This is a genomic window from Agrobacterium pusense (genome assembly GCF_013285525.1).
In the GTDB taxonomy this organism is placed as follows: domain Bacteria; phylum Pseudomonadota; class Alphaproteobacteria; order Rhizobiales; family Rhizobiaceae; genus Agrobacterium; species Agrobacterium pusense.
The window spans coordinates 568,564-589,612 of record NZ_CP053857.1 but is presented as its reverse complement, the minus strand read 5'-3'; the positions used below and the strand labels follow the sequence as shown (position 1 = coordinate 589,612).

The window sequence follows — 21,049 nt, the reverse complement described above, 5'->3', positions numbered from 1 at the left end:
TTGGTTTCTTCCATACTTTTGATCGATGCGTAGGTGTTTGCTACGTCGTGGTGGCAGCCTTGCGGGCACGGGCCTTGGGTTTTGCGGAAGCTTGCGCATCCGGTGCCGCCTCTGCCGCAGCGGCCTTGGGAGCGGCCTTCTTGCGCGTTGCGGGCTTCGTCGCTTCCGACGTCTTCAGCAGCGAAAATTCATGTTTGGCCTGTTCCCAATGGTGCCCATCGCGCCCGTGCGGGTGGCCTTCCTTTTCCCAGAGTGTATATGCGCGTTTACTGATCCATTCGTGTTCCGAAACCTGCATGCTCGTCTCCCGTTGCTGTCTACAGCGCCTATGAGAAGGCTACATTCCGCTTTGGTCCGGCACACGCTCGACAGGAATCAATGCCGGCATTTCCAGAGGCCATTACATGCCATGATTTTCCGGGCGTCAAGCAAACATGCTGCATTGCGAAAACCGATTTCTGGCATTTTCTGCCTGCTAAAGCGGTTTGAGCGAAAGACGTTCCTGCCACGCAAGATCAACGTTGCGTGATTGCGCCAAGGCCGCCAAGATGGCCGAACGAACGGGCAGCGGAGGAGGCGGTCTTGGAGCGGAGAATGGAAACGGATGCGCAGATCATCGTCGAAAAACAGGGAGGGGCGGGCATCATTCGCCTCAACCGGCCGAAGGCCATCAACAGCCTGACCTTGCCGATGGTGCGCGACCTGTTCCATGCGCTTCAGCGTTTCGAGGAGGAACCCGGCGTTGCCTGCGTGGTGTTGACCGGAGAAGGGGACAGGGGGCTTTGCGCCGGGGGCGATGTCCGCATCATTCACGATCTCGGCAAGGCGGGCGACCCACAGGTCCTTGATTTCTGGCGGGAAGAATTTCCGCTGAATTATCGTATCGCCCACTTCGGCAAGCCCTACGTGGCGCTGATGGATGGCATTGTCATGGGCGGCGGCGTTGGCATTTCAGCCCATGGCAGCCATCGTGTCGTCACGGAGCGCACAAAACTCGCCATGCCGGAGACGGGCATCGGCTATTTTCCTGACGTTGGCGGGTCCTGGCTTTTGCCACGGGCGCCGGGCGAATGCGGCACCTGGCTGGGGCTGACGGGCAACGCCGTTACTGCCGCCGACGCCATCTATGCGGGCTTTGCCGATTATCTTGTTCCTTCGGATCGCCTTGGCAGGCTGGTTCAGGATCTATCGCGATCGGCGGATACGGACAGTGTTGAGACGGCCATCACGGCGCACGCCATTGAGGCCGGCGAAGGTATCTTATCCCTCAATCGGGAGATCATCGACGCGACATTCCGTTTTGACACGGTCGAGGAGATTTTTGCCGCGCTTTCGGCGCGCCAAGATGCATTTTCACGCGAGACCCTCGAGGTTCTGCAAAAGCGCTCTCCCACCAGCCTGAAGCTGACCCTGAAGCTGCTGCGCCTGGGCCGGGAAAGCGCGAGCCTCATCGAATGCCTTGAGCGGGAATTTGCTGCCGGCACGGAGACATTGCGCCAACGTGATTTTTATGAGGGCGTGCGCGCTGCCCTCGTCGACAAGGATCGCAATCCCCGCTGGTCCCCGGCGCGGCTGGAAGAGGTGCGGGAGGAGGACCTTGCGCCCTATCTCGCCAAGCATTCCGGCAACCTGTTTCCCGATCATCGCCTTTAGTGAGGCGCAAAAGAAATCCGGGTTCGGGGCCTATATGAAATCCTCGCCTTCCAATTGAATATTATTTGGGCGAAATTTCCAATCCGTCCTCCGGCAAGGCATAGTTGTTTCTCGCGGGCGTTGCTGCCGCCCGCTATGTTGAGCACCGTTCGAATTGCCGGGGGTATTGATGAAACGTCTTCTCATTATCGGAACTGCCATCGCCGCTCTTTTTTCAGTTGCGGCGCAGGCGCAGTCTCCGACTACCATTCTCAACGCGTCCTATGATGTCGCCCGCGAGGTCTTCGCGGCCGAGAACGAGGCTTTCATCAAGCAGCATCCGGGCGTAACCGTCGATCAGTCGCATGCCGGCACCTCCAAACAGGCGCGTGCCATCGTCGAGGGTCTTGAAGCCGATGTCGTCACTTTCAACCAGGTGACCGATGTCGATTTTCTGGTGAAGCAGGGTTTCGTTTCCGCTGACTGGCAGAAGGATTTCCCGAATGACGCATCGCCTTTCTATTCCTTCCCCTCCTTCCTTGTCCGCGCTGGCAACCCCAAGGGAATCAAAGACTGGGACGATCTTGTCCGCGACGACGTGAAGGTCGTTTTCCCCAATCCGAAGACCTCCGGTAACGCCCGTTACACCTATCTCGCCGCCACGGCCTACGCCAAGGAAAAGTTCAAGGGCGACGACGCGAAGGTCCAGGAATTCGTCAAGAAAATCTTCGACAATACGCCTGTTTTCGACACCGGAGGCCGCGCTGCCACCACCACTTTCGTGGAGCGTGAAATCGGTGACGTCTTGATTACCTTTGAAGCAGAGACCCGCGGCATCGCCAAGCAATATGGCGCCCAGAAGGTGGAAGGCGTCGTGCCCTCCGTCAGTCTGCTGGCCGAATTCCCGGTTGCCGTGGTGGACAAGGTCGTCGACAAGCGTGGCTCTCGCGATCTGGCGAAAAGCTATCTCGACTTCCTCTATACCGAAGAGGGGCAGCGCATCGCCGCTGAATTCGGCCACCGTGTCCATAATGAAAAGGTTGTCGGTGAGTTCAAGGACAAGTTTCCGGCCATCCGCCTCGTCAACGTCAATGACGTTTTCGGTGGCTGGACTAAAATCCAGAAAGAGCATTTTGCATCCGGCGCGACGCTTGATACGCTTTACGGCAGCCGCTAATCACAGCGACAGCAACATTTGAATGACCCGGCGGGAAACTGCCGGGTCGCTTTTTGATTGATGGGGGCGGGGTTTGAAGCGGAATGTTCTGCCGGGGCTGAAATTGTCCCTTGGCGTTACCCTCACTTACGTCGCCATCATTGTGCTTTTGCCGCTCTCGGCGCTTGTGTTCAAGGCGGCAAGCCTCGGGCCCGCCGAGTATTGGTCCATCATTTCCTCGCCGCGGGCCGTCGCCAGTTACCGTGTCACCGTGCTCTGCGCACTGGCCGCAACCCTGTTCAATGTGATCTTCGGACTTGCGCTCGCCTGGGTGTTGACGCGCTACCGCTTTCCCGGCTGGCGTTTTGTTGATGCGATCGTCGATCTTCCCTTCGCGCTTCCCACCGCCGTCGCCGGCATCGCCCTCACGACGCTGTTTGCCGGCAATGGCTGGTTCGGCTCGGTGCTGGCGCAATTCGGCATCAAGGTGGCCTATACGCCGCTTGGCATCATGGTGGCGATGGCTTTTACCAGCCTGCCCTTCATCGTGCGCACCGTGCAGCCGGTGTTGGAAGACCTCGATCCGGCGCTGGAAGAAGCGGCGCAGTCGCTCGGTGGTTCCGATCTTGAAATTTTCCGCAAGATCATCCTGCCGCTCCTGACTCCGGCTCTGCTCGCCGGTCTTTCACTCTCTTTCGCCCGCAGCCTGGGTGAATTCGGGGCAATCATCTTCATCGCCGGCAATCAGCCGTTCTCGACGGAAATCACGGCCCTGCTGATCTTCATCCGGCTCGAGGAATATGATTATCAGGCGGCAGCGGCCATCGCCTCCGTGTTGCTTATCACCGCCTTCGTAATGCTGGCGGTGACCAATTATCTGCAGGCGCGCGCGCTTCGATATACGGCGAGGGGCTGAGAAGATGAGCGGCGTTTCCTCACACCGCAAACCGCCCCGTGTCGGCGATGCACCTCTTGTGCGCCGTTGCCTGATCGCCTTCGTGCTCATCATCGGCACGCTTCTCGTTGTGGCACCGCTCGTCATCATCGGTGTCGAAGCGTTCTCGCAGGGCTGGAAGGCCTATTCGGCCACCATTACCCATCCGGATACTCGTCACGCCATCATGCTGACGGTGCTGACCGCACTGATCGCCGTGCCGGTGAATACGGCCTTCGGTGTTGCAGCGGCATGGTCCATCACCAAGTTCGATTTCCCAGGCCGGCGCTTCCTGCTGGTGCTGATCGAGATACCTTTCTCGATTTCACCGATCGTTGCCGGTGTCGCATATCTCTTCGTATATGGTTTGCAGGGCCTGTTCGGGCCGTTCCTCGACGCGCATGATATCAAGATATTGTTTGCGCTTCCCGGCATCGTTATCGCCTCAATGTTCGTGACTGCACCTTTCGTGGCGCGTGAACTCATTCCGCTCATGCAGGCCCAGGGTCGTGATCTCGAGGAGGCGGCGACCTCGCTTGGCGCATCCGGCTGGCGAACCTTCTTTTCGGTGACGTTGCCGAACATCAAATGGGCGCTGCTTTACGGTGTCGTGCTGTGCAACGCCCGCGTAATGGGGGAATTTGGCGCCGTATCGGTCGTGTCAGGCAATATTCGCGGTCAGACCAATACGCTGCCGCTGCATATCGAGCTGCTTTATCACGATTACCAGACGGCTGGTGCTTTCGCCGCGGCGTCGATCCTCGCGACCCTCGCCGTCGTCACCATCATCGCAAAGGTAGCGCTGGAACGGCGCGGCGCAGGGCGCGGGCGTAAAAAGACCAACGGCGATGCCGCCATCGTCACGGAGACCTGATTCCCATGAAAATCCGCCTCGAAAATGTGGTGAAGACCTTCGATACGTTCCGTGCCGTGCGCGATGTTTCTCTTGATATCGAAAGCGGCGAGCTTCTGGCGCTGCTCGGTCCTTCAGGCTCCGGCAAGACCACGATTTTGCGCATGGTCGCCGGCCTCGAATATAGCGATGGCGGCCAGATTTTCTTCGGGGAGGAGGATGCCACCAATATTCCGGTGCGTGACCGCGGTGTTGGATTTGTGTTCCAGCATTATGCGCTGTTTCCGCATATGACGCTCAACGAAAACATCGCCTTCGGCATGAAGGTCTCGAAGGTGAACCGGGACAGGGCCGCTATCGCCGCGCGCGTCGAAGAATTGCTGCGACTGGTGAAGCTCGATGGCCTGGGCGACCGTTTTCCCGCGCAGATTTCCGGCGGCCAACGGCAGCGCGTGGCGTTGGCGCGGGCGCTTTCGGTCGATCCCAAGGTGCTATTGCTGGATGAACCTTTCGGAGCGCTGGACGCCAATGTGCGTCGCGACCTGCGCCGCTGGCTGCGGGAGATCCACGATTCGCTCGGCATCACGACGATTTTCGTGACGCATGACCAGGAAGAGGCGCTCGATCTGGCCGACCGGGTCGTCATTCTCAATCAGGGCGAAATCGTGCAGCAGGGCACGCCGAAGGAGGTCTGCCGCCAGCCGAACAGTGCCTTCGTCATGCGCTTTCTGGGAGACGCCAACCGTGTTGCCGGTGTGGCGCGCGGCGGAAAGGTGTATGTGGGTGAGAATGAACTGCCCTTCTCCTATGCTCAGGGCGATGGCGCGGTTGATATTTACGCGCGTCCCGGCGATCTGGAGTGGGAAGACCTGCATGACGGCATACCGGCCTCCGTGGAGCGCGTCCTTGACCGCGCCGGCGAGCGCCGGGTGATCGCCAGTACCGACGGCGGCGATATTCTGGAATTCGACGTGCCGCCCGAAAACGACGTCGCCGCCGGAGATCGTGGTTCCGTCATCATTCGCCGGGCGAAGATTTTCCCGGCGTCGTAAGGCGCCGGGGCCTTCGCCCGCTTAAAACAGAAGTTCGAATGCGCTTTCGGCTATCAGCCTGCCGTTGATCACAAGGTCGACCCGGTGGACACCGGGATAGTGTTTGCGGGTCGTAAAATCACGTATGGCGCGGCTGATTGACAATGTACATGTCTCGCCGGGCGGAAGCTCGACTTCCTTCCACTTGAAGACCTTCGCGGAGGCATCGCCGCTCTTCTTCACATAATGCACGGCGTAATCGATCACCAGCTTTTGCCGGCTCTTCGCCGTCGAACTGAAAGAGGCGGAAATCCGCACCGGATTACCGAGAGCGACTTTCGCCGGCAACACCTCGAACGCTGCAAGTGTAATTTGCGCCTCCTCATGCGCCCCGAGATGGGCAAGCGCTGCGGCGTCGCCCTTCTTGATCAGCGTGCGCAAGGCCTGCCGCATGATCCAGCGTGTATGGGGGTTGTCCTTCGGCCATTCATCGATGAGCGCCAGCACAAAAGCGGGATTGTCCTTGGTGATGTCGTTCAGGTGGTTGGCGACGGATTTGCGCACATACAGCGCCTGGTCTGCTTTCATGGTGTCGAGGATCGCGGTAACCGGCGAGGGATCATCGATCAGGGGCTTGAGCTGGAATGACCATGGCAGGCGAGGCCGGCAGCCTTCGCTGGCAAGCCGCCGCACATGCTCATTTTCGTGCCGTGACCAGGTTTCCATCACGGCAAGGGTGGCGGTCAGGTCCTTTTGCAGAAAATGCCGGATGGCGAATTCCGAGGAGCCGAAGCGGGTGAAATATTGCAGCGCGTCCATGGAAAGATCGAAATCATCAAGGCCGTAAAGCGCGACATACTCCGGAAGCGAAATCGAAGCGAAACCGTTGCCGATGCCGGGCGCTGCGGCGGTGAGGATTTCGATATTGCGGGCATAGTCGCCGGGAAGCGTCGCATGCAGGCTTGTTGCCACCTGCCGCATGCGCTGCATGATGCCCAGCGCTTCAAGGTTTTCGGTGGCGAGCGCCATGAAGGCGGAAGCGTCGAAGGGCGGATGGACGGCCCTGGTCTGATCGGCGATATGCTGCAGTTTCTCGTGGTTGAAGATTTCCTTCAGTGCCGGTGCCGCCGTGTCGCTCATAATGTCCTCAAGGTTCACTCTTTGTTCTTTTAGGGCAGGAGGAGAGGCGAGGCAAGGGAAGACTGAGTCGCTTTCGAATACTGCTGACGGACCGAGCGCGTGCCACAAACGTCTTCTCCCCGTCCGGGGAGAAGTTCGCGGTAGCGGGATGAAGAGGGCAAGGTCAGCGAAAAGTCGCGAGCTTGCCCCTCATCCGGCACTTCGGGCCACCTTCTCCGCGGCGGGAGAAGAATTTTCTGGGAAAATCAGCTCATCTGGCTGACGAACTTCGTCTCCAGATAGGCCTGGACCGCTTCGGAGCCGCCTTCCGTGCCATAACCGGAGTCCTTGATGCCGCCAAAGGGGACTTCGGGAAGAGAAAGGCCGTTGTGGTTGATGGTCAGCATCCCGGCCTCGACCTGTTGGCCAAGCGCGTGCGCGGTCTTGACCGAACCGGTGAAGGCATAAGATGCAAGGCCGAAGGGCAGGCGGTTCGCCTCGGTGATGGCGTCATCGAAGCTTGAGAACCGGTTGATAATGGCGACCGGGCCGAAGGGCTCGTCATTCATGATCTTGGCTGATGTCGGCACATTGGCGAGAACCGTCGGCTCGAAGAAATTGCCCTTGTTACCGATGCGGCGGCCGCCGGTCTTCAATTCGCCGCCATGCGAAACGGCGTCGTTGATGAGGCCTTCCAGCGCCGGGATGCGACGCTCATTGGCGAGCGGGCCCATCACGACACCATCTTCCAGGCCATTGCCCACCTTGATCGCCTTGGTTGCTTCCACAAAACCTTCAAGGAACCGATCGGCCACACCGTCCTGCACAAGGAAGCGGGTAGGGGCGACACAGACCTGGCCGGCATTGCGGAACTTGGCAAGCGAGGTGACTTCGATGGCCTTGTCGATATCGGCGTCGTCGAAGATCATGACAGGCGCATGGCCGCCCAGTTCCATCGTTGCGCGCTTCATGTGCCTGCCGGCCAGTGCAGCCAGATGCTTGCCAACGGGCGTGGAGCCTGTGAAGGATATCTTGCGAATGACCGGATGCGGAATGAGATATTCCGAAATCTCTGACGGTACGCCATAAACGAGGCCGACGACGCCCGCCGGAACGCCGGCATCAACAAAGGCGCGGATGAGTTCGGCAGGCGACGCCGGCGTCTCTTCCGGCGCCTTGACGATGATGGAGCAGCCGGTTGCAAGCGCGGCGGAAAGCTTGCGGACGATCTGGTTGATCGGGAAATTCCATGGCGTAAACGCTGCAACGGGTCCGACCGGCAGCTTGATGGCAAGCTGTGAGACACCGGTTGCCCGCGCCGGGATGACCTGCCCATAGGTGCGGCGCGCCTCTTCTGCGAACCAGTCGGTGGTGTCGGCTGCACCCATGATTTCAGTGGCGGACTGCGCCAGCGGCTTGCCCTGTTCGCGGGTCATGATGTAGGCGATCTTGTCCTTGCGCTCGCGCAATATGTCGGCCGCCCTGCGCATGATCTTGGAGCGCTCAAAGGGCGAGGTGTCACGCCACACCTTGAAACCCCGCTCGGCGGCGGCGAGCGCCAGATCGAGGTCTTCCTTCTCGGCATGCGCAATCGCGCCGATGATTTCGTCCGTCGCCGGATCGGAGACGGCGATTGTCTTGCCGGAAACGGCATCGCGCCATTCGCCACCAATGAGAAGTTTGATGTCGGGATAGGTGTGCATAGGGGCTACCTTCATGATGCGGCCGATGCGGCGCATGCCGCCCGGCCCGGAGAGGTGAACAGAATTTTCCTGGCCGGACGAAATCCGGCGCCGCAGCTTTCGCAGCGTGGAACAGGTGTCTGGGCTTTTCCGGTGGAGGTCGTGGACTGCCGGAAACGGAAACGACAGTGCTTATATTAAGTTCCGGGCGGTATGTTTCAACCGCTTGCCCGAGGTAATGCCATGATTTTTATGTGACGCGGAACCATCATTCGCCGTTTGTGCCGCCATGGAAGTCGATGCCGTTTTCCGGCCGCAACGGCGGGCGCGAATCACGTTGCTCCGTAAGGAAACGGTGGAAATTCGGCCGTGGCCACGCTGGACGGATCAGGGGCGGGCGGTGCGCGGCGTTGCCGGTTGCGTCATAACAGGGCGCGCAACGTCAAAAAGTACAATAAGACGGAAAAATTATCCAAAGGGTTTACTCAATACCTAGAGAAAATACGGATAAAATCTCAGTGAGGATATAACATCGGTTCCTGATATATATGCTGTTGGCGGTTCCCTTGACCTTCCAGGGTTGGCGAAAACCCTCGACCTGAACGTTATCGATGGAGAAAAATTATGAATTTCGCCCGGGTACTTCTCAGTGCGTTCATGTCGCTCGTGTGGCTTTCCTGTGCCGAGGCGGGAGACATAGCCAAGCCGCAGGGCAAGCCGATATTAACCATATCCGGCAACATCACCAACACTAATACCGATGGAGCTGCGGAATTTGACCGCGACATGCTGGAAGCGCTCGGCATGGACACCGTGGAGACGACGACGCCGTGGCACGACGGCCGTGTCCGCTTTGACGGTGTGTCGCTTGCCAAGCTGATGGATGTCGTCGGTGCAAAGGGCACCAGTGTCACTGCGGTGGCTCTCAACGATTATGTGAGCACGATACCAGTTGAAGACTTTAAGAAATTCAATGTTATCCTCGCCATCAAACTGGACGGCAATTATATGACAGTACGCGAAAAGGGCCCGTTGTTTGTCATCTATCCCTATGACAGCGACCCGGAACTGCAGAAGCAGACTTATTATTCGCGGTCCGCATGGCAAGTTGCCAAACTGATAGTGGAATAAAGGTGCCGTTTGCGAAAACTTGTGGCGGTGATCATCTGTTGCTTCGTCCTGGCAACGGGCTATATCGCTTTCGTCATTGCCGAGCGGCAGACCGCTCTGCAGAAGTTCGCCCGCTATAATGACTCATGGGCCGTCAGCCAGACCGTAGCCGAATATCTGCGCCTCCAGAATAAACTCGCTGTGTTCGCGCTTAATCCCGGCAGGGTTGACCGGGATGAATTGCAGCTGCGTCTGGATATCATGCTCAGTCGCCTGGAGCTGTTGAAGCAGGGCAACCTCGGCGCTTTCATCAATGAAAAGCAGCAATGGCGGGATCTGGTGACCCGCCTTGACGCCGTTCTGGCGCGTCTCGAACAGCAGATAAACAGCTTGAATTCGAGCGACGTGCCGGATCTTCTTGCCGCGATGAGCGCGCTGGATGCGCCGATGACGACGCTCGCCTCGTCTTCCGTTGCGTATGATGTGAATCTGATTGATACCGCCCATGAGGATGTCCGCAAGCTCCACATCGTCTATACGGCGCTGGCCGGCGGTCTCATCCTGTGTGGCATCGCGCTTGTCATATTGCTGCTTCGCCAGAACGATCTCCTGAATCGCGCGCAGAAAAGCATGCGCGGGCTGACGGACGATCTGCGCGCCGCGACGCTGGAGTTGCAGGCAAAGAATGTCCGCCTGGAGCATGATGCCTATCACGATGCGCTGACGGGCCTGCCGAACCGGGCGCTGTTCCGGCAGGAACTGATCGAGCGGCTGCGCCGATCCTTCGGGGGCACCGGTACGACAGCCATATTGTTGCTCGATCTCGACGGGTTCAAGGATGTCAACGACACGCTCGGCCACGATGCAGGCGATGCGCTGCTTCAGGCCGTGGCGCAGCGCCTCTCGGCTATCGGCGGCGATTATGACATGGTTTGCCGCCTTGGAGGCGATGAGTTCGCGGTTGTCTCCGACGATCTGAATGAGGACGCCGCGCGCCGTCTTGCCACCAAGCTCATCGATCAGATCAGCCGCACCTATCAGCTGGGTGAGCAGGAGGTCAAAATCGGCACCTGCATCGGCATCGCCATATCGCACGGTGCAGTGGATGCGGATGAATTGTTCAAGCGGGCGGATCTGGCGCTCTACGAGGCGAAAGCCATCGGTCCAGGCCGTGCGAGCGTTTTCAAGGTTCGGATGCAGAAGCAGCTGACCGAGAAGAAATCCTTCGAAGCCGATCTGCAGACGGCACTGCAGAACGACGAGATGGAGGTTTATTACCAGCCGCAGGTGGCGACGCAGACGCGCAAGCTCTGCGGTTTCGAGGCTTTGCTGCGCTGGAAACATCCGGTGCGCGGCGATGTACCTCCCAGCGTGTTCATTCCCGTCGCGGAAAGAACCGGTCTCATCCATTCGCTCGGAAAGTGGGTGATGGAAACCGCCTGCCGCGAGGCGATGGGCTGGGACGAGGACATGAAGGTGGCCGTCAATCTGTCACCCGTTCAGTTCCACAGTGCCAACCTTATTCAAAACGTCATGGGCGCGCTTGAGAAAAGCGGACTGGAACCAAGCCGGCTCGAACTTGAGATCACCGAATCGATCCTGCTCAACAAGAGCGATCAGACGATCAACACGCTGTCGCGATTGAAGGCTGTCGGCATCAAGATCGCCATGGATGATTTCGGCACCGGCTATTCATCGCTCGCCAATCTGCGCGGCGTCCCCTTCGACAAGATCAAGATCGACCGATCCTTTCTGCGCGATATCACCAGCGACCGGGATGCGCTGGCGATCGTGGAATTCGTGGTCGGCGTCGGCCGCAGTTTGCGAATGACGACGATTGCGGAAGGTATCGAGACGGAAGAGCAATATGAATGCGTCAGGCGTCTGGGATGCGACCAGGTTCAGGGATATCTGATCAGCAGGCCGCTGCCGGCCAAGGAACTCGTCGCCTGGAGCTCTGCCTGAGACGCGCCTGTCCTGGCGGCCATTGGAATTTTTACCAAGTGATACTGTCGCGCGCGAAAACCGATACCGGTTACCGCAACGATGCTGTAGAGCATTTTCGGTTGATACGGGATCGTTGCGGCGAGACGACCGGATTTTGCGAAAAGGCTTGAGACATGGAAATACTGGACGTGCATGGAGTTGCCCTGCCTCTTTCTTCCGATGAGGTGTCGCCCGTCATCTGGCAGGCGCTGACCGACGGTAGCTACGAGGCGAAGGAGGCCCGCAGCGTCCTGAAAGCCATCAAGCCCGGTGATCGGGTGCTGGAGCTGGGTTCCGGTATCGGGATCATCACGTCGATCATTGCAGGCATCAAGGACGTTTCCGTATGGGCTTTCGAGGCCAACCCCGCGACTGCGACGCTGGCCGAGCGGGTGATCAAGGCCAATTGCCGGGGCAACGTCGTGTTTTCCCAGGGGCTTCTCACCGCCGACGAGCCGAGCTCCTATTCTTTTTATGTTCGCAGGGATCTCTGGATGTCGTCCATGGACGAAAATCAGGGTCCCTATGAAAAACGCATCGAAATTTCCTCCGCCAACATCGATGAATTCATCGCGAGCCGCGGCATCACGGCGCTCGTCATGGATATCGAGGGTGCGGAACGCGATCTGCTTGGCAGGGCCGACCTGAGCGGCGTGGAGCGGATTTTCGTGGAGCTGCATGACCACCTCTACGGTCTCGCTGGCGTTCGCGATATCATACAGGCCCTGACCGCCAAGGGATATGCCTATGATCCCCGGGGCTCACGCGGACCCTGCGTGCTGTTTTCGAAGGACGACGGCCCGAGAGAATACGATCCCGAGGTAGACTGAGGCCAGTATACGTCGAATTTACGGAACCGGCCGCCCTTGATCTCGTTCTCACCAGGGCGTGAGGGGCGTGGGTCGGCTCGCTGCGTGTGCCAGAAGCGGCATGCAGTCGAGGATAATTTCATAAACAGCAATTCATTCTCAATTATTGTTGCAATTGTCGCAACCGTTATCCTGCGTCATCATCCCTCCATCAAACCGGCGCACAACAGGACGCGCCGGAAATGCCAACGCAACCAAAGGAGAAACGATCATGGGCTTTGTTAAGACGACAGACGGAACCGAAATCTTCTATAAGGACTGGGGCCCGAAGGATGCCCAGCCGATCGTTTTCCACCACGGCTGGCCGCTCTCGTCCGATGACTGGGATGCGCAGATGCTGTTCTTCGTTTCCAAGGGTTTTCGTGTTGTCGCCCATGACCGCCGTGGTCATGGCCGTTCCGCCCAGGTTGCCGATGGTCACGACATGGACCACTACGCCGCCGACGCCTTTGCCGTCGTTGAAGCGCTCGATCTGAAGAATGCCGTGCATATCGGCCATTCCACCGGCGGCGGCGAAGTTGCCCGTTATGTCGCCAAGCATGGCGAACCCGCCGGCCGTGTCGCCAAGGCGGTTCTCGTTTCCGCCGTGCCGCCGATCATGGTCAAGACCGAAGCCAATCCGGAAGGCCTGCCGATGGAGGTTTTTGACGGCTTCCGCTCATCGCTTGCCGCAAACCGTGCGCAGTTCTTCCGCGACGTACCGGCCGGCCCGTTCTATGGCTTCAACCGCGATGGCGCGACCGTGCATGAAGGCGTGATCCAGAACTGGTGGCGTCAGGGCATGATGGGCAGCGCAAAGGCCCATTACGACGGCATCAAGGCGTTCTCTGAAACCGACCAGACCGAGGACCTGAAGAATATCAGCGTTCCGACGCTTGTTCTGCACGGTGAAGACGACCAGATCGTTCCGATCGCCGACTCCGCTCACAAGTCGGTCAAGCTGTTGAAAAACGGCACACTGAAGACCTATCCCGGCTTCTCGCATGGCATGCTCACCGTCAATGCCGATGTGCTGAACGCCGATCTCCTGGCCTTTATCAAGGGCTGATACTTTTGCGACATCAGAATGCGGCCGATCATTCGGCCGCATTTTGCGTTTCGCATCAGGCGAGGTGGCCTCGCCAGACATTGCGGTAAGAGGTGAGACCTGGAATGTCGTCCGGCGTGAAATGGCGCTCTCGACCGGTAAGCGGTTTGATGCCGGTGAGCAGGGCCGCGCCCGCGCTGGTGCCGGTTGATCCTTCGACCGCCGTTACGTCCGTCTCTGCAAAGCCGGCCAGCGCCTTCAGATAAAGGGCGTTGCTGGCGAAGGGGCCTTCGACAAGGATGGGACCTTTCCGCCCGATGAGCGAAAGGCTGAATTCCGTCATCAACGCCAGGTAAAGCGATGTCGCCGCGTGCCGCTCTGCAGCCGTGGCGTTTTTATCGCCGAGCCACTGCGCCGTCTTGTCGGGAAACGGGCCGGAGCCGCTGACAACACTCGGCAGCAGCATCATGCCCCTGGCAACAACGCCGCCGAGAGCTGCTTCTATTGCTTCGTCTTTCGCTTCTCCGAATTGCTGTGCCAGCATTTCATATTCCCTGCCGCCCATGAAGCGGGAGGAGGGAACGGGACGGCCGAAAGCATCGACATTCAGGAGTGTGTCGCGGATGGGATCGAGCGCACCCGCCGCGCCGCCAATGGCGAAATTCACCACCCAGGTGCCTGTGGAGACGACCGAAAAATCACCGTCGCGGCGCAGAAGATGCGGCAGGAGCGAGGCGTTGGAATCGTGGATTCCACAATAGACCGGCATATGCGGCGAAAGGCCGGTTTCGATTGCCAGTGATTGGTGGATTGTACCCAGGACATCGAAAGCGGAGCGAACCGGCGCCATCAACGTCTCGATACCGAGACGCTCGACGAGCGAGGAGAAGCTCTTCCGGCGCGGGTTCCAGAGATCGGTATGACAGCCGAGCGAGGTCGTTTCCGTGGCCCGAATGCCGGTCAGACGTCCCGCCCAATATTGTGGATAGGTAACAATGCTGCGCACCCTGGCGAAATCGTTCGGAAAGGCCGTCTTCTGGAAATGGATTTGCGCGCCAAGGTTCAGCCCGGCGGGAAGCTGTGGTGAACCGGTCTCGGCAAAATCGGGCCGGATGTTGCGATAGGCTTCCTCAATGGCTGCGGGATAGCTGTGTTCATAATCGAGCACAGGCATGGCGAGGTCGCCGTTCCCATCGAGAAGTGCTGCCGAAGCGCCATGGGTCGTGATGGAAATCGCATCGAAGCCGGGCTTCTGGCCGAAACGCTGAAGCGTGGAGAGAATGAAGCGCCAGAGCATCTCCACATCGTAATGCGGATAAATTCCATCGCGGAGGACAGGGTTCGCCTGTTTTTTGCTGGCAATCTCCTCGCCGCTGCCGGTGTCGATGACGACGACCTTGGCGTTGGTCTTGCCGATATCGATGACCGCGACGCGGTCCGGTCTGGTGCTCTTGCTCATGGCAGATGGAACACCGTCACCAGGTCTTTTGCGACCGGCGAATTATCGGGATTGCTCTCCATGATATCGGCCATGTGGGCCCACCACTTTTTCATCACGGGATGCTCTGGCAGAGCAGCCATGCGATGGGTCTTCGGGCGCGTCAGCACGCCGAAAAGGATGTTGGTTTCCGTGTCGAGATGAATGGAATAGTCACTCACCCCTGCCTCGTGCAGCAGCGTCGCCAGTTCCGGCCATATCTCGTCATGGCGCTTTTTATATTCGGCCTCTTTTCCAGGAAAGAGTTTCATCTTGAAGGCGTATTTTTCGAGTTCCGTCATGGCTCAGCTTCTCATGGACCGAAGGCGGCGGACAACGATGGGGATGGCGATGGTGATGATCAGCAGCAGGCCGACGAAGATCGACATGACGATGCCGGGCACATTCAAAAGACCAAGCCCGAAGGTAACGAGGCCCATGACGAAGGCTGCGATGACGACGCCTGCGATGGTGCCGGAGCCGCCAAGGATCGACACGCCGCCCAGCACAACCATCGTCACGACCTCCAGCTCCCAGCCCTGAGCAATCGACGGCCGCGTCGAACCGAGCCGCGAGGTGAGGCAGACGGCGGCAATGCCGCTCATCAGGCCCGTGAGCAGGAAGAGGATGAACTTCACCCGCTCGACGGGGATGCCGGAGAAACGGGCGGCGAACGGGTTGTTGCCGATCACATAGACCTGCCGGCCAAAATTGGTGGCATGCAGCAGAATGGCGAAGAGAATGGCCATGGCGATAAACAGGACGAATTCGAACGAAATCACCCAGAAGACGTAACCCTGACCGAAATAGGCGAAATCGGCGGGGTATTTGCCATAGGCCTGATCACCCAGCACCATATAGGAAATGCCGCGAAACAGGCTCATGGTGCCGATGGTGACGACGATGGACGGCAGTTTCAGCCCGGCGACCAGGAACCCGTTGAAGGAGCCGCACAAAAGCCCGGTGCCGATGCCGATCGCAACAAGGCCCGGTGTGCCGACGCCCATCTGCGCCGCAGCGCCCATGGCGGTGGACGCGAGCGCGATGATGGCGGCGACCGAGAGATCGATCTCACCGGCGATGATCAGCAGCGCCATGGCAAATGCGATGATGGCCTTTTCCGTGAAATTGAAGGTCGCATCAGACAGGTTCCAGGCATTGAGGAAATAGGGCGAGGCCAGCGAATTGGCGATGAAGATCAGGATCGCGACGCCGAGCAGCAGCACTTCCCAGCTGCCCATGATGCGCCGTAGAGGTGTTCCCAGCTTGTCGGGAATGATGCGCGGGCTTTGTGTTGAATGGGATGGCGTGCTCATGTAGCGGCCTCCGTGGGCTGATCACCTGCGGCGCGGTCCCGCAGGATGATGCGGCCTTTCCTGGCTTCGGCGCGGGCGTTGAAGACGACGGCGAGCACGATGACGACGCCTGATATCGCCATCTGCGCGAAGGGCGAGATGCCAATGACGGGGAGCGCGTTCTTGATGACGCCGAGGAACAGCGCGCCGAGCACGGCACCCGCCACCGAACCGATGCCGCCCGCAATCGAGATGCCGCCGATCACATTTGCCGCCACGCTGTCCAGTTCGAAGCCGGCGGCGATGTCGACATAGGCAACCGCGTAACGCGACACCCAGAGATAGCTGGCGAGACCGGCGAGCGCGCCCGAGAGCACGAAGGCGAAGAAGCGCGTGCGGCCGACATCGATGCCCGCATAAACGGCTGCACTCGGATTACCGCCCGAGGCATAAGCGGAGCGGCCGAAGGAAGTCCGGCCGAGCACCAGCCAGGCGCCGGCGATGATGAGGATCGCCACCCAGGAAAGGACCGGCATGCCGAGAATCATGGTGCGCGGCACGTTGAGGAAAGTGGGGGATAGCTGGTGCGCATTCACCCAGCCGCCGCCCGAAAGCACGAAGGCCATGCCGCGATAGATGGTGAGTGTACCAAGCGTGACGACGATGGGCGGAATGCCGAGCCACCAGACCAGAACGCCGTTGAGCGAGCCGAGAAACGCGCCGATGCCGACAGCCATGACGATAAGAAGCGGCAGCGGAATGCCCGGAAAGGCAGCGTTGGTCATCGCCACCGCCATGCCGGTAAAGGCAAGATTGGCTGCGACCGAGAGGTCGATGGATTTTGTAAGGATGACCGCCATCTGGCCCAGCGCCAGAATGATGAGAATGGAGGTATCGTTGAAGATGTTGACGAGATTGCCGGGCCGGCCGAAGCCGGGGGCGCGCATCGCAAAACCGGCGATCATGACGATGATGATACCCGCCAGCAGCCATTCGCGGTTTTTGAGTAGACGTTGCATGTTAGCCCCTCTCAGGCATTGCCGGTGGCGGCGCGCACCAGCTTTTCCGGGGAAAAATCGGCGCGTTCGAACTGGCCCGCCATCAGGCCTTCGCGCATGACGATGGCGCGGTCGGACATGCCGAGGATTTCGGGAAGTTCGGACGAGATCATGATGATCGACAGGCCTTCGGCCGCGAGCTCGCTGATGAAGCCGTGCACCGCTGCCTTGGAGCCGATATCGATGCCCTTTGTCGGCTCATCGAGGATGATGACCTTTGGCTGGGTGGCGAGCCATTTGCCGATCACCACCTTCTGCTGGTTGCCGCCTGAAAGCGTACCGACCGGCACCGAAAGGGCGGCGGCGCGCAGATCGAGCCGCGAGGCATATTTGCGCGCCAGCGCGAATTCGTTGGCGGCGGCCAGAAAGCCCTTGCGCGAGGTGCGTGTGAGTGAAGGTAGCGACATGTTCTGGTAGATGGGCATGTCGAGCGCCAGACCGTGGCGGCCGCGTTCCTCCGGGACGTAGACGATACCGGCGCGGATGGCATCTTCCGGCGAGCGGATTGTGATGGGTTGGCCGTTCAACATCACTTCACCCGAAGCCGGGCGGGTGATGCCGAACAGCGACTGGCAAAGCTCCGAACGCCCGGCGCCAATCAGCCCGTAAAGGCCAAGAATTTCGCCCTTGCGTAACTCGAGCGAAATATCGCGAAACTCGGTCTGATGAGAGTAATCGCGGACTGAAAGAACCGTGGGACCCAGCGTAACAGCTTGCTTTGGAAAGGCATTCGTTACATCACGGCCAACCATCAGCCGAACGATTTCATCCTGCGGGGTGGTCGTGAGCGTGCCGGCGCCCACCATCCTGCCGTCCCGGAACACGGCATAGTTTTCTGCAATCTCATAGACCTCATCGAATTTGTGGCTGATGAAGAGGATAGCCTTGCCCTGCCGCTTCAGGTTTTCGACGATGCGGAAGAGATCATCGATTTCCTTGCGCGAAAGGGCGGCGGTCGGTTCGTCCATGATGACGATGCGCGCCTCGACCGACAGGGCGCGGGCAATGGCGACGAGGTGGCGCTGCGCGATCGACAGGTCTTTCAGGCGGATCGTCGGATCGATGGCGCTTTCGAGTTGTTCCAGCAGAATTCTGGCACGCGTATTGATGGTCTTCCAGTCGATCAGGCCGAAACGGCCCTTCGGGGCATGGCCGAGAAAGATGTTTTCACCGACCGAAAGCTCATCGAACAGCACGGTTTCCTGATGAATGGCCGTCACGCCGGCATCGATGGCATCCTGTGCGCCGTGAAAATTGACGGGCTGGCCGTCGAGAAGGATTTCGCCCTCGTTCGGGCGGTAAATGCCGGTGAGGATCTTGACGAGCGTGGATTTGCCCGCGCCGTTTTCGCCAATCAACGCGGTGACCTTGCCGGGGTAAAGCGCAATATCGACGCCATCCAGCGCCTTGACGCCCGGGAATATCTGGCTGATGCCGCGCATTTCGAGAATGGGCGTTGAATTTGAAGCCTCGACGACATCTAAAATTTTCGTTTCGATACGCATCATCCATCTTACCGGTCAGTTTAATTGAAGCGGTGAAGGGCACCCCCCTCTGCCCTGCCGGGCATCTCCCCCTCAAGGGGGGAGATCGATATGCGGCACCGTTGAGGCCATCACTAAAGTTGAGAGTGAGCGAGTGTTATAGTCTGGCTGATCTCCCCCCTTGTGGGGGAGATGCCCGGCAGGGCAGAGGGGGGTAACCCTCCACCCGCCGTCAGCAATTTCTCCGATCAAAAAATCTTCGAAAACTGATCGATATTCTTCGCGTCATAAACAAACGGATCAGCCATCGCCGCTTCGCTGTTTTCGCCAACCTTGATCTTGCCCATACGGCCGGCTTCAATTTCCGAACCCGGCTTGCCGTCGGTTTCGCCCTTCACGAGGCGATAGGCGATCTGGGTGGCGGAATAGCCGAGGTCGATGGGGTTCCAGATCGCGAATTCCTTGGTCGCGCCCGACTTGATGGCGCCGGCCATTTCGGAAGGCAGGCCAAGACCGGTGACATAGACCTGACCGATCTTGCCGGCATCCTTCACGGCCTGCGAAGCGGCGAGAACGCCAACCGTGGTTGGCGCGACGATGACCTTCACATTCGGCTGCGAGGAGAGAAGGCCCTGCGCTTCGCGGTAGCTCTTGTCGGCCAGATCGTCACCGTAAACCGTGGTGACAAGGTTGAGGCCGGGGAAGTCCTTCAGCTGCTTCTTCATCTCGTCGATCCAGATGTTCTGGTTCGTGGACGTGGTGGTGGCCGAAAGAATGGCGAAATCGCCCTTGCCGCCTTCCAGATGCGATGCGGCGAGCTGCAGGCACATCTTGCCGATCAGCGCGTTGGACGAGGGGTTGAGCTGGAGTATGCGGCCTTCCGGCGCAACACCGGAATCCCAGGAGATGACCTTGATGCCGCGCTGGGCCGCCTTTTTCAGCGCTGGAACCACGGCGTCGGGATCGTTGGCGGAAATGGCAATGGCTTCGACGCCCTGCGCGATCAGCGAATTGATGACTTCGATCTGGCCTTCCGCCGTTGTGCTGGTCGGGCCGGTATAGATGATCTCGACTCCGCCGAGGTCCTTTGCGGCTTCCTGTGCGCCCTTGTTGGCGGCTTCGAAAAAGCCGTTGCCAAGCGATTTCACCACCAGCGCGATCTTCACGTCGGCGGCCTGTGCAACGCCGCCGAGGCCGGCGACGGAGAGTGCCGCGCCGAGCGCGAGTACGCTCGTCAATGTTCTGCGTGTAAGTTTCATGTCCCTTTTCCTCCCGTTTTTGAACCTTGCAACTTCCCTGCCGGCGCTCCTCAAGCGACCGACGAAGAATTCTCCTCATCCGGCGGACCGGCCGTTTTCGCTTCCGCCACTGCGCCGGCGATCAGCAGCTCTACCCCGGCACCTTCCACCATCCTTGCCGCCTCGTCAGAAATCCCGTCATCGGTGATGATGGTCGAGACGTTCTCGAGCGGGCAGAGAATGAGGCTGGACCGTTTCCTGAATTTCGAGGAATCGACCATCACGATCAGCTCTTCCGCCTGCCGCATCAGCTTCTGCTCGCTCTGTATGACCAGCGCGTCGGATTCCATGATGCCGAGCGCACCCACGCCCTGCGCCCCGAGAAAAATCCGACGTGCATAGAAGTTGCGGATTGCGTCATTCTCGAAGGGCGACAGGATCAGGCTCTGGTCACGATAGATCGCGCCACCCGGCACGCTGACATTGCATTTGGAATGCTTGACCAGATGCTCGGCGATGGCGAAGGAATTGGTCATCACCTGCAGGCGGCGCGCCGCCATATAATGCACCATCTGGAATGTCGTGGTGCCGCCATTCAGGATGATCGCATCGCCGTCATTGCAGAGATCGACCGCCTTGCGCGCAATTGCGCGTTTCTTATCGATATTGACTGATTCGGACACGCGGAAAGGCCGCGCGGCCAGATTGCCGAGCTGCGGCGGATGCACCGCTTCCGCACCGCCGCGCACGCGCCGCAACTTGCCCTGCACGTGCAGAGACGCAATGTCCCGCCGAATGGTCGCTTCCGACGCGTCCGTCAATTCCGCAATGTCCTGCACCGTCACCACAGGTTTCTCCTGTATGGCGCTCAAGATGATGCGATGGCGTTCGCGTTCGTGCATTTGGTCCTCCTGATCGTGATTATTCGCAATCTCTTTACGTTGTCAATCAACAACGATCAAATTAATCAATATCGCGCTGCAAAATGAAAATTTATGATCGTTTTTGATTGACATTATGCTTTTGGATGCGCGATACCTGCCGTCAAAGGAGGCGGGCCGGTGTCGGTTCGCGAATGAAGACCATGTGGGAGGAAGA

General features: G+C 59.2%; 19 protein-coding genes. 9 read left to right on the top strand and 10 right to left on the bottom strand.

Features of this window, described 5'->3' with window-relative positions; genetic code table 11:
* Nucleotides 1-40: 40 nt before the first annotated feature.
* The gene (locus tag HQN82_RS16310; RefSeq protein WP_173615245.1) at nt 41-298 is read right to left on the bottom strand and encodes a DUF2934 domain-containing protein; all 258 of its coding nucleotides are present in this window, start codon (nt 296-298) and stop codon (nt 41-43) included.
* Between the two features lie 296 nt (nt 299-594).
* On the opposite strand from HQN82_RS16310, the gene HQN82_RS16305 reads away from it, so the two are divergent.
* The 5 genes from HQN82_RS16305 to HQN82_RS16285 all read left to right on the top strand — a co-directional run bounded on the left by HQN82_RS16305 (nt 595) and on the right by HQN82_RS16285 (nt 5,627).
* Nucleotides 595-1,653 carry an enoyl-CoA hydratase/isomerase family protein gene (locus tag HQN82_RS16305; RefSeq protein ID WP_427832750.1) on the top strand — a complete coding sequence of 353 codons (1,059 nt, stop codon included), beginning with the start codon at nt 595-597 and terminating at the stop codon, nt 1,651-1,653.
* 169 nt (nt 1,654-1,822) lie between these two features.
* On the top strand, nt 1,823-2,809 hold the full coding sequence (gene cysP, locus HQN82_RS16300; RefSeq protein ID WP_006698488.1) for a thiosulfate ABC transporter substrate-binding protein CysP: 987 nt from the start codon (nt 1,823-1,825) through the stop codon (nt 2,807-2,809).
* Nucleotides 2,810-2,882: 73 nt separating this feature from the next.
* Nucleotides 2,883-3,704 carry a sulfate ABC transporter permease subunit CysT gene (gene cysT / locus HQN82_RS16295; protein WP_003585655.1) on the top strand — a complete coding sequence of 274 codons (822 nt, stop codon included), beginning with the start codon at nt 2,883-2,885 and terminating at the stop codon, nt 3,702-3,704.
* A 4-nt stretch (nt 3,705-3,708) separates the two neighbouring features.
* On the top strand, nt 3,709-4,596 hold the full coding sequence (cysW, locus tag HQN82_RS16290; protein ID WP_173615243.1) for a sulfate ABC transporter permease subunit CysW: 888 nt from the start codon (nt 3,709-3,711) through the stop codon (nt 4,594-4,596).
* Nucleotides 4,597-4,601: 5 nt separating this feature from the next.
* On the top strand, nt 4,602-5,627 hold the full coding sequence (locus HQN82_RS16285; protein WP_037093249.1) for a sulfate/molybdate ABC transporter ATP-binding protein: 1,026 nt from the start codon (nt 4,602-4,604) through the stop codon (nt 5,625-5,627).
* 21 nt (nt 5,628-5,648) lie between these two features.
* Here HQN82_RS16285 and HQN82_RS16280 read toward each other — a convergent pair whose 3' ends face one another.
* Nucleotides 5,649-6,746: a DNA alkylation repair protein gene (locus HQN82_RS16280; protein WP_173615242.1), complete on the bottom strand. Its 1,098-nt coding sequence runs from the start codon at nt 6,744-6,746 to the stop codon at nt 5,649-5,651.
* Between the two features lie 245 nt (nt 6,747-6,991).
* Nucleotides 6,992-8,428, bottom strand: a complete 1,437-nt coding sequence (locus HQN82_RS16275) for an NAD-dependent succinate-semialdehyde dehydrogenase (protein WP_173615992.1) — start codon at nt 8,426-8,428, stop codon at nt 6,992-6,994.
* Nucleotides 8,429-9,031: 603 nt separating this feature from the next.
* Between HQN82_RS16275 and HQN82_RS16270 the strand changes: the two genes are divergently transcribed.
* The 4 genes from HQN82_RS16270 (at nt 9,032) to HQN82_RS16255 (ending at nt 13,420) form a co-directional block, all read left to right on the top strand.
* The gene (locus HQN82_RS16270; RefSeq protein ID WP_003585660.1) at nt 9,032-9,538 is read left to right on the top strand and encodes a putative pterin-binding protein; all 507 of its coding nucleotides are present in this window, start codon (nt 9,032-9,034) and stop codon (nt 9,536-9,538) included.
* 21 nt (nt 9,539-9,559) lie between these two features.
* Nucleotides 9,560-11,482, top strand: a complete 1,923-nt coding sequence (locus HQN82_RS16265) for a putative bifunctional diguanylate cyclase/phosphodiesterase (RefSeq protein WP_234904906.1) — start codon at nt 9,560-9,562, stop codon at nt 11,480-11,482.
* A gap of 155 nt (nt 11,483-11,637) precedes the next feature.
* The gene (locus HQN82_RS16260) at nt 11,638-12,333 is read left to right on the top strand and encodes an FkbM family methyltransferase (RefSeq protein ID WP_173615240.1); all 696 of its coding nucleotides are present in this window, start codon (nt 11,638-11,640) and stop codon (nt 12,331-12,333) included.
* Nucleotides 12,334-12,583: 250 nt separating this feature from the next.
* Nucleotides 12,584-13,420 (top strand): alpha/beta fold hydrolase, encoded by an 837-nt coding sequence (locus tag HQN82_RS16255; protein ID WP_173615239.1) that lies wholly within the window; start codon nt 12,584-12,586, stop codon nt 13,418-13,420.
* Nucleotides 13,421-13,475: 55 nt separating this feature from the next.
* On the opposite strand, the gene HQN82_RS16250 is transcribed toward HQN82_RS16255, so the two are convergent.
* From HQN82_RS16250 to HQN82_RS16220, 7 genes are all read right to left on the bottom strand, one after another.
* Complete coding sequence (locus HQN82_RS16250) at nt 13,476-14,858, bottom strand: FGGY-family carbohydrate kinase (RefSeq protein WP_173615238.1); 1,383 nt, start codon at nt 14,856-14,858, stop codon at nt 13,476-13,478.
* The gene (rhaM, locus tag HQN82_RS16245; RefSeq protein ID WP_173615237.1) at nt 14,855-15,178 is read right to left on the bottom strand and encodes an L-rhamnose mutarotase; all 324 of its coding nucleotides are present in this window, start codon (nt 15,176-15,178) and stop codon (nt 14,855-14,857) included. The genes HQN82_RS16250 and rhaM overlap by 4 nt, the downstream gene beginning before the upstream one ends.
* 3 nt (nt 15,179-15,181) lie before the next feature.
* Nucleotides 15,182-16,192, bottom strand: coding sequence for an ABC transporter permease (locus HQN82_RS16240; protein WP_173615236.1), 1,011 nt, complete (start codon nt 16,190-16,192; stop codon nt 15,182-15,184).
* A complete protein-coding gene (locus HQN82_RS16235) occupies nt 16,189-17,190 on the bottom strand; it encodes an ABC transporter permease (RefSeq protein ID WP_006698475.1) in 1,002 nt (333 codons plus the stop codon). Before HQN82_RS16235 ends, HQN82_RS16240 begins: the two co-directional genes overlap by 4 nt.
* Before the next feature lie 11 nt (nt 17,191-17,201).
* Complete coding sequence (locus tag HQN82_RS16230) at nt 17,202-18,737, bottom strand: sugar ABC transporter ATP-binding protein (protein ID WP_173615235.1); 1,536 nt, start codon at nt 18,735-18,737, stop codon at nt 17,202-17,204.
* Nucleotides 18,738-18,961: 224 nt separating this feature from the next.
* A complete protein-coding gene (gene rhaS, locus HQN82_RS16225) occupies nt 18,962-19,972 on the bottom strand; it encodes a rhamnose ABC transporter substrate-binding protein (protein WP_173615234.1) in 1,011 nt (336 codons plus the stop codon).
* 50 nt (nt 19,973-20,022) lie between these two features.
* Complete coding sequence (locus tag HQN82_RS16220) at nt 20,023-20,853, bottom strand: DeoR/GlpR family DNA-binding transcription regulator (protein WP_173615233.1); 831 nt, start codon at nt 20,851-20,853, stop codon at nt 20,023-20,025.
* Between the last annotated feature and the right edge of the window lie 196 nt (nt 20,854-21,049).

Excerpts from the sequence above, each read along its gene's own strand:
- HQN82_RS16310 (WP_173615245.1), bottom strand. The coding sequence starts at position 298 with ATGCAGGTTTCGGAACACGAATGGATCAGTAAACGCGCATATACACTC.
- HQN82_RS16305 (WP_427832750.1), top strand. The coding sequence starts at position 595 with ATGGAAACGGATGCGCAGATCATCGTCGAAAAACAGGGAGGGGCGGGC.
- cysP (WP_006698488.1), top strand. The coding sequence starts at position 1,823 with ATGAAACGTCTTCTCATTATCGGAACTGCCATCGCCGCTCTTTTTTCA.
- cysW (WP_173615243.1), top strand. The coding sequence starts at position 3,709 with ATGAGCGGCGTTTCCTCACACCGCAAACCGCCCCGTGTCGGCGATGCA.
- HQN82_RS16285 (WP_037093249.1), top strand. The coding sequence starts at position 4,602 with ATGAAAATCCGCCTCGAAAATGTGGTGAAGACCTTCGATACGTTCCGT.
- HQN82_RS16280 (WP_173615242.1), bottom strand. The coding sequence starts at position 6,746 with ATGAGCGACACGGCGGCACCGGCACTGAAGGAAATCTTCAACCACGAG.
- HQN82_RS16275 (WP_173615992.1), bottom strand. The coding sequence starts at position 8,428 with ATGCACACCTATCCCGACATCAAACTTCTCATTGGTGGCGAATGGCGC.
- HQN82_RS16270 (WP_003585660.1), top strand. The coding sequence starts at position 9,032 with ATGAATTTCGCCCGGGTACTTCTCAGTGCGTTCATGTCGCTCGTGTGG.
- HQN82_RS16260 (WP_173615240.1), top strand. The coding sequence starts at position 11,638 with ATGGAAATACTGGACGTGCATGGAGTTGCCCTGCCTCTTTCTTCCGAT.
- HQN82_RS16255 (WP_173615239.1), top strand. The coding sequence starts at position 12,584 with ATGGGCTTTGTTAAGACGACAGACGGAACCGAAATCTTCTATAAGGAC.
- HQN82_RS16250 (WP_173615238.1), bottom strand. The coding sequence starts at position 14,858 with ATGAGCAAGAGCACCAGACCGGACCGCGTCGCGGTCATCGATATCGGC.
- rhaM (WP_173615237.1), bottom strand. The coding sequence starts at position 15,178 with ATGACGGAACTCGAAAAATACGCCTTCAAGATGAAACTCTTTCCTGGA.
- HQN82_RS16240 (WP_173615236.1), bottom strand. The coding sequence starts at position 16,192 with ATGAGCACGCCATCCCATTCAACACAAAGCCCGCGCATCATTCCCGAC.
- HQN82_RS16235 (WP_006698475.1), bottom strand. The coding sequence starts at position 17,190 with ATGCAACGTCTACTCAAAAACCGCGAATGGCTGCTGGCGGGTATCATC.
- HQN82_RS16230 (WP_173615235.1), bottom strand. The coding sequence starts at position 18,737 with ATGATGCGTATCGAAACGAAAATTTTAGATGTCGTCGAGGCTTCAAAT.
- rhaS (WP_173615234.1), bottom strand. The coding sequence starts at position 19,972 with ATGAAACTTACACGCAGAACATTGACGAGCGTACTCGCGCTCGGCGCG.
- HQN82_RS16220 (WP_173615233.1), bottom strand. The coding sequence starts at position 20,853 with ATGCACGAACGCGAACGCCATCGCATCATCTTGAGCGCCATACAGGAG.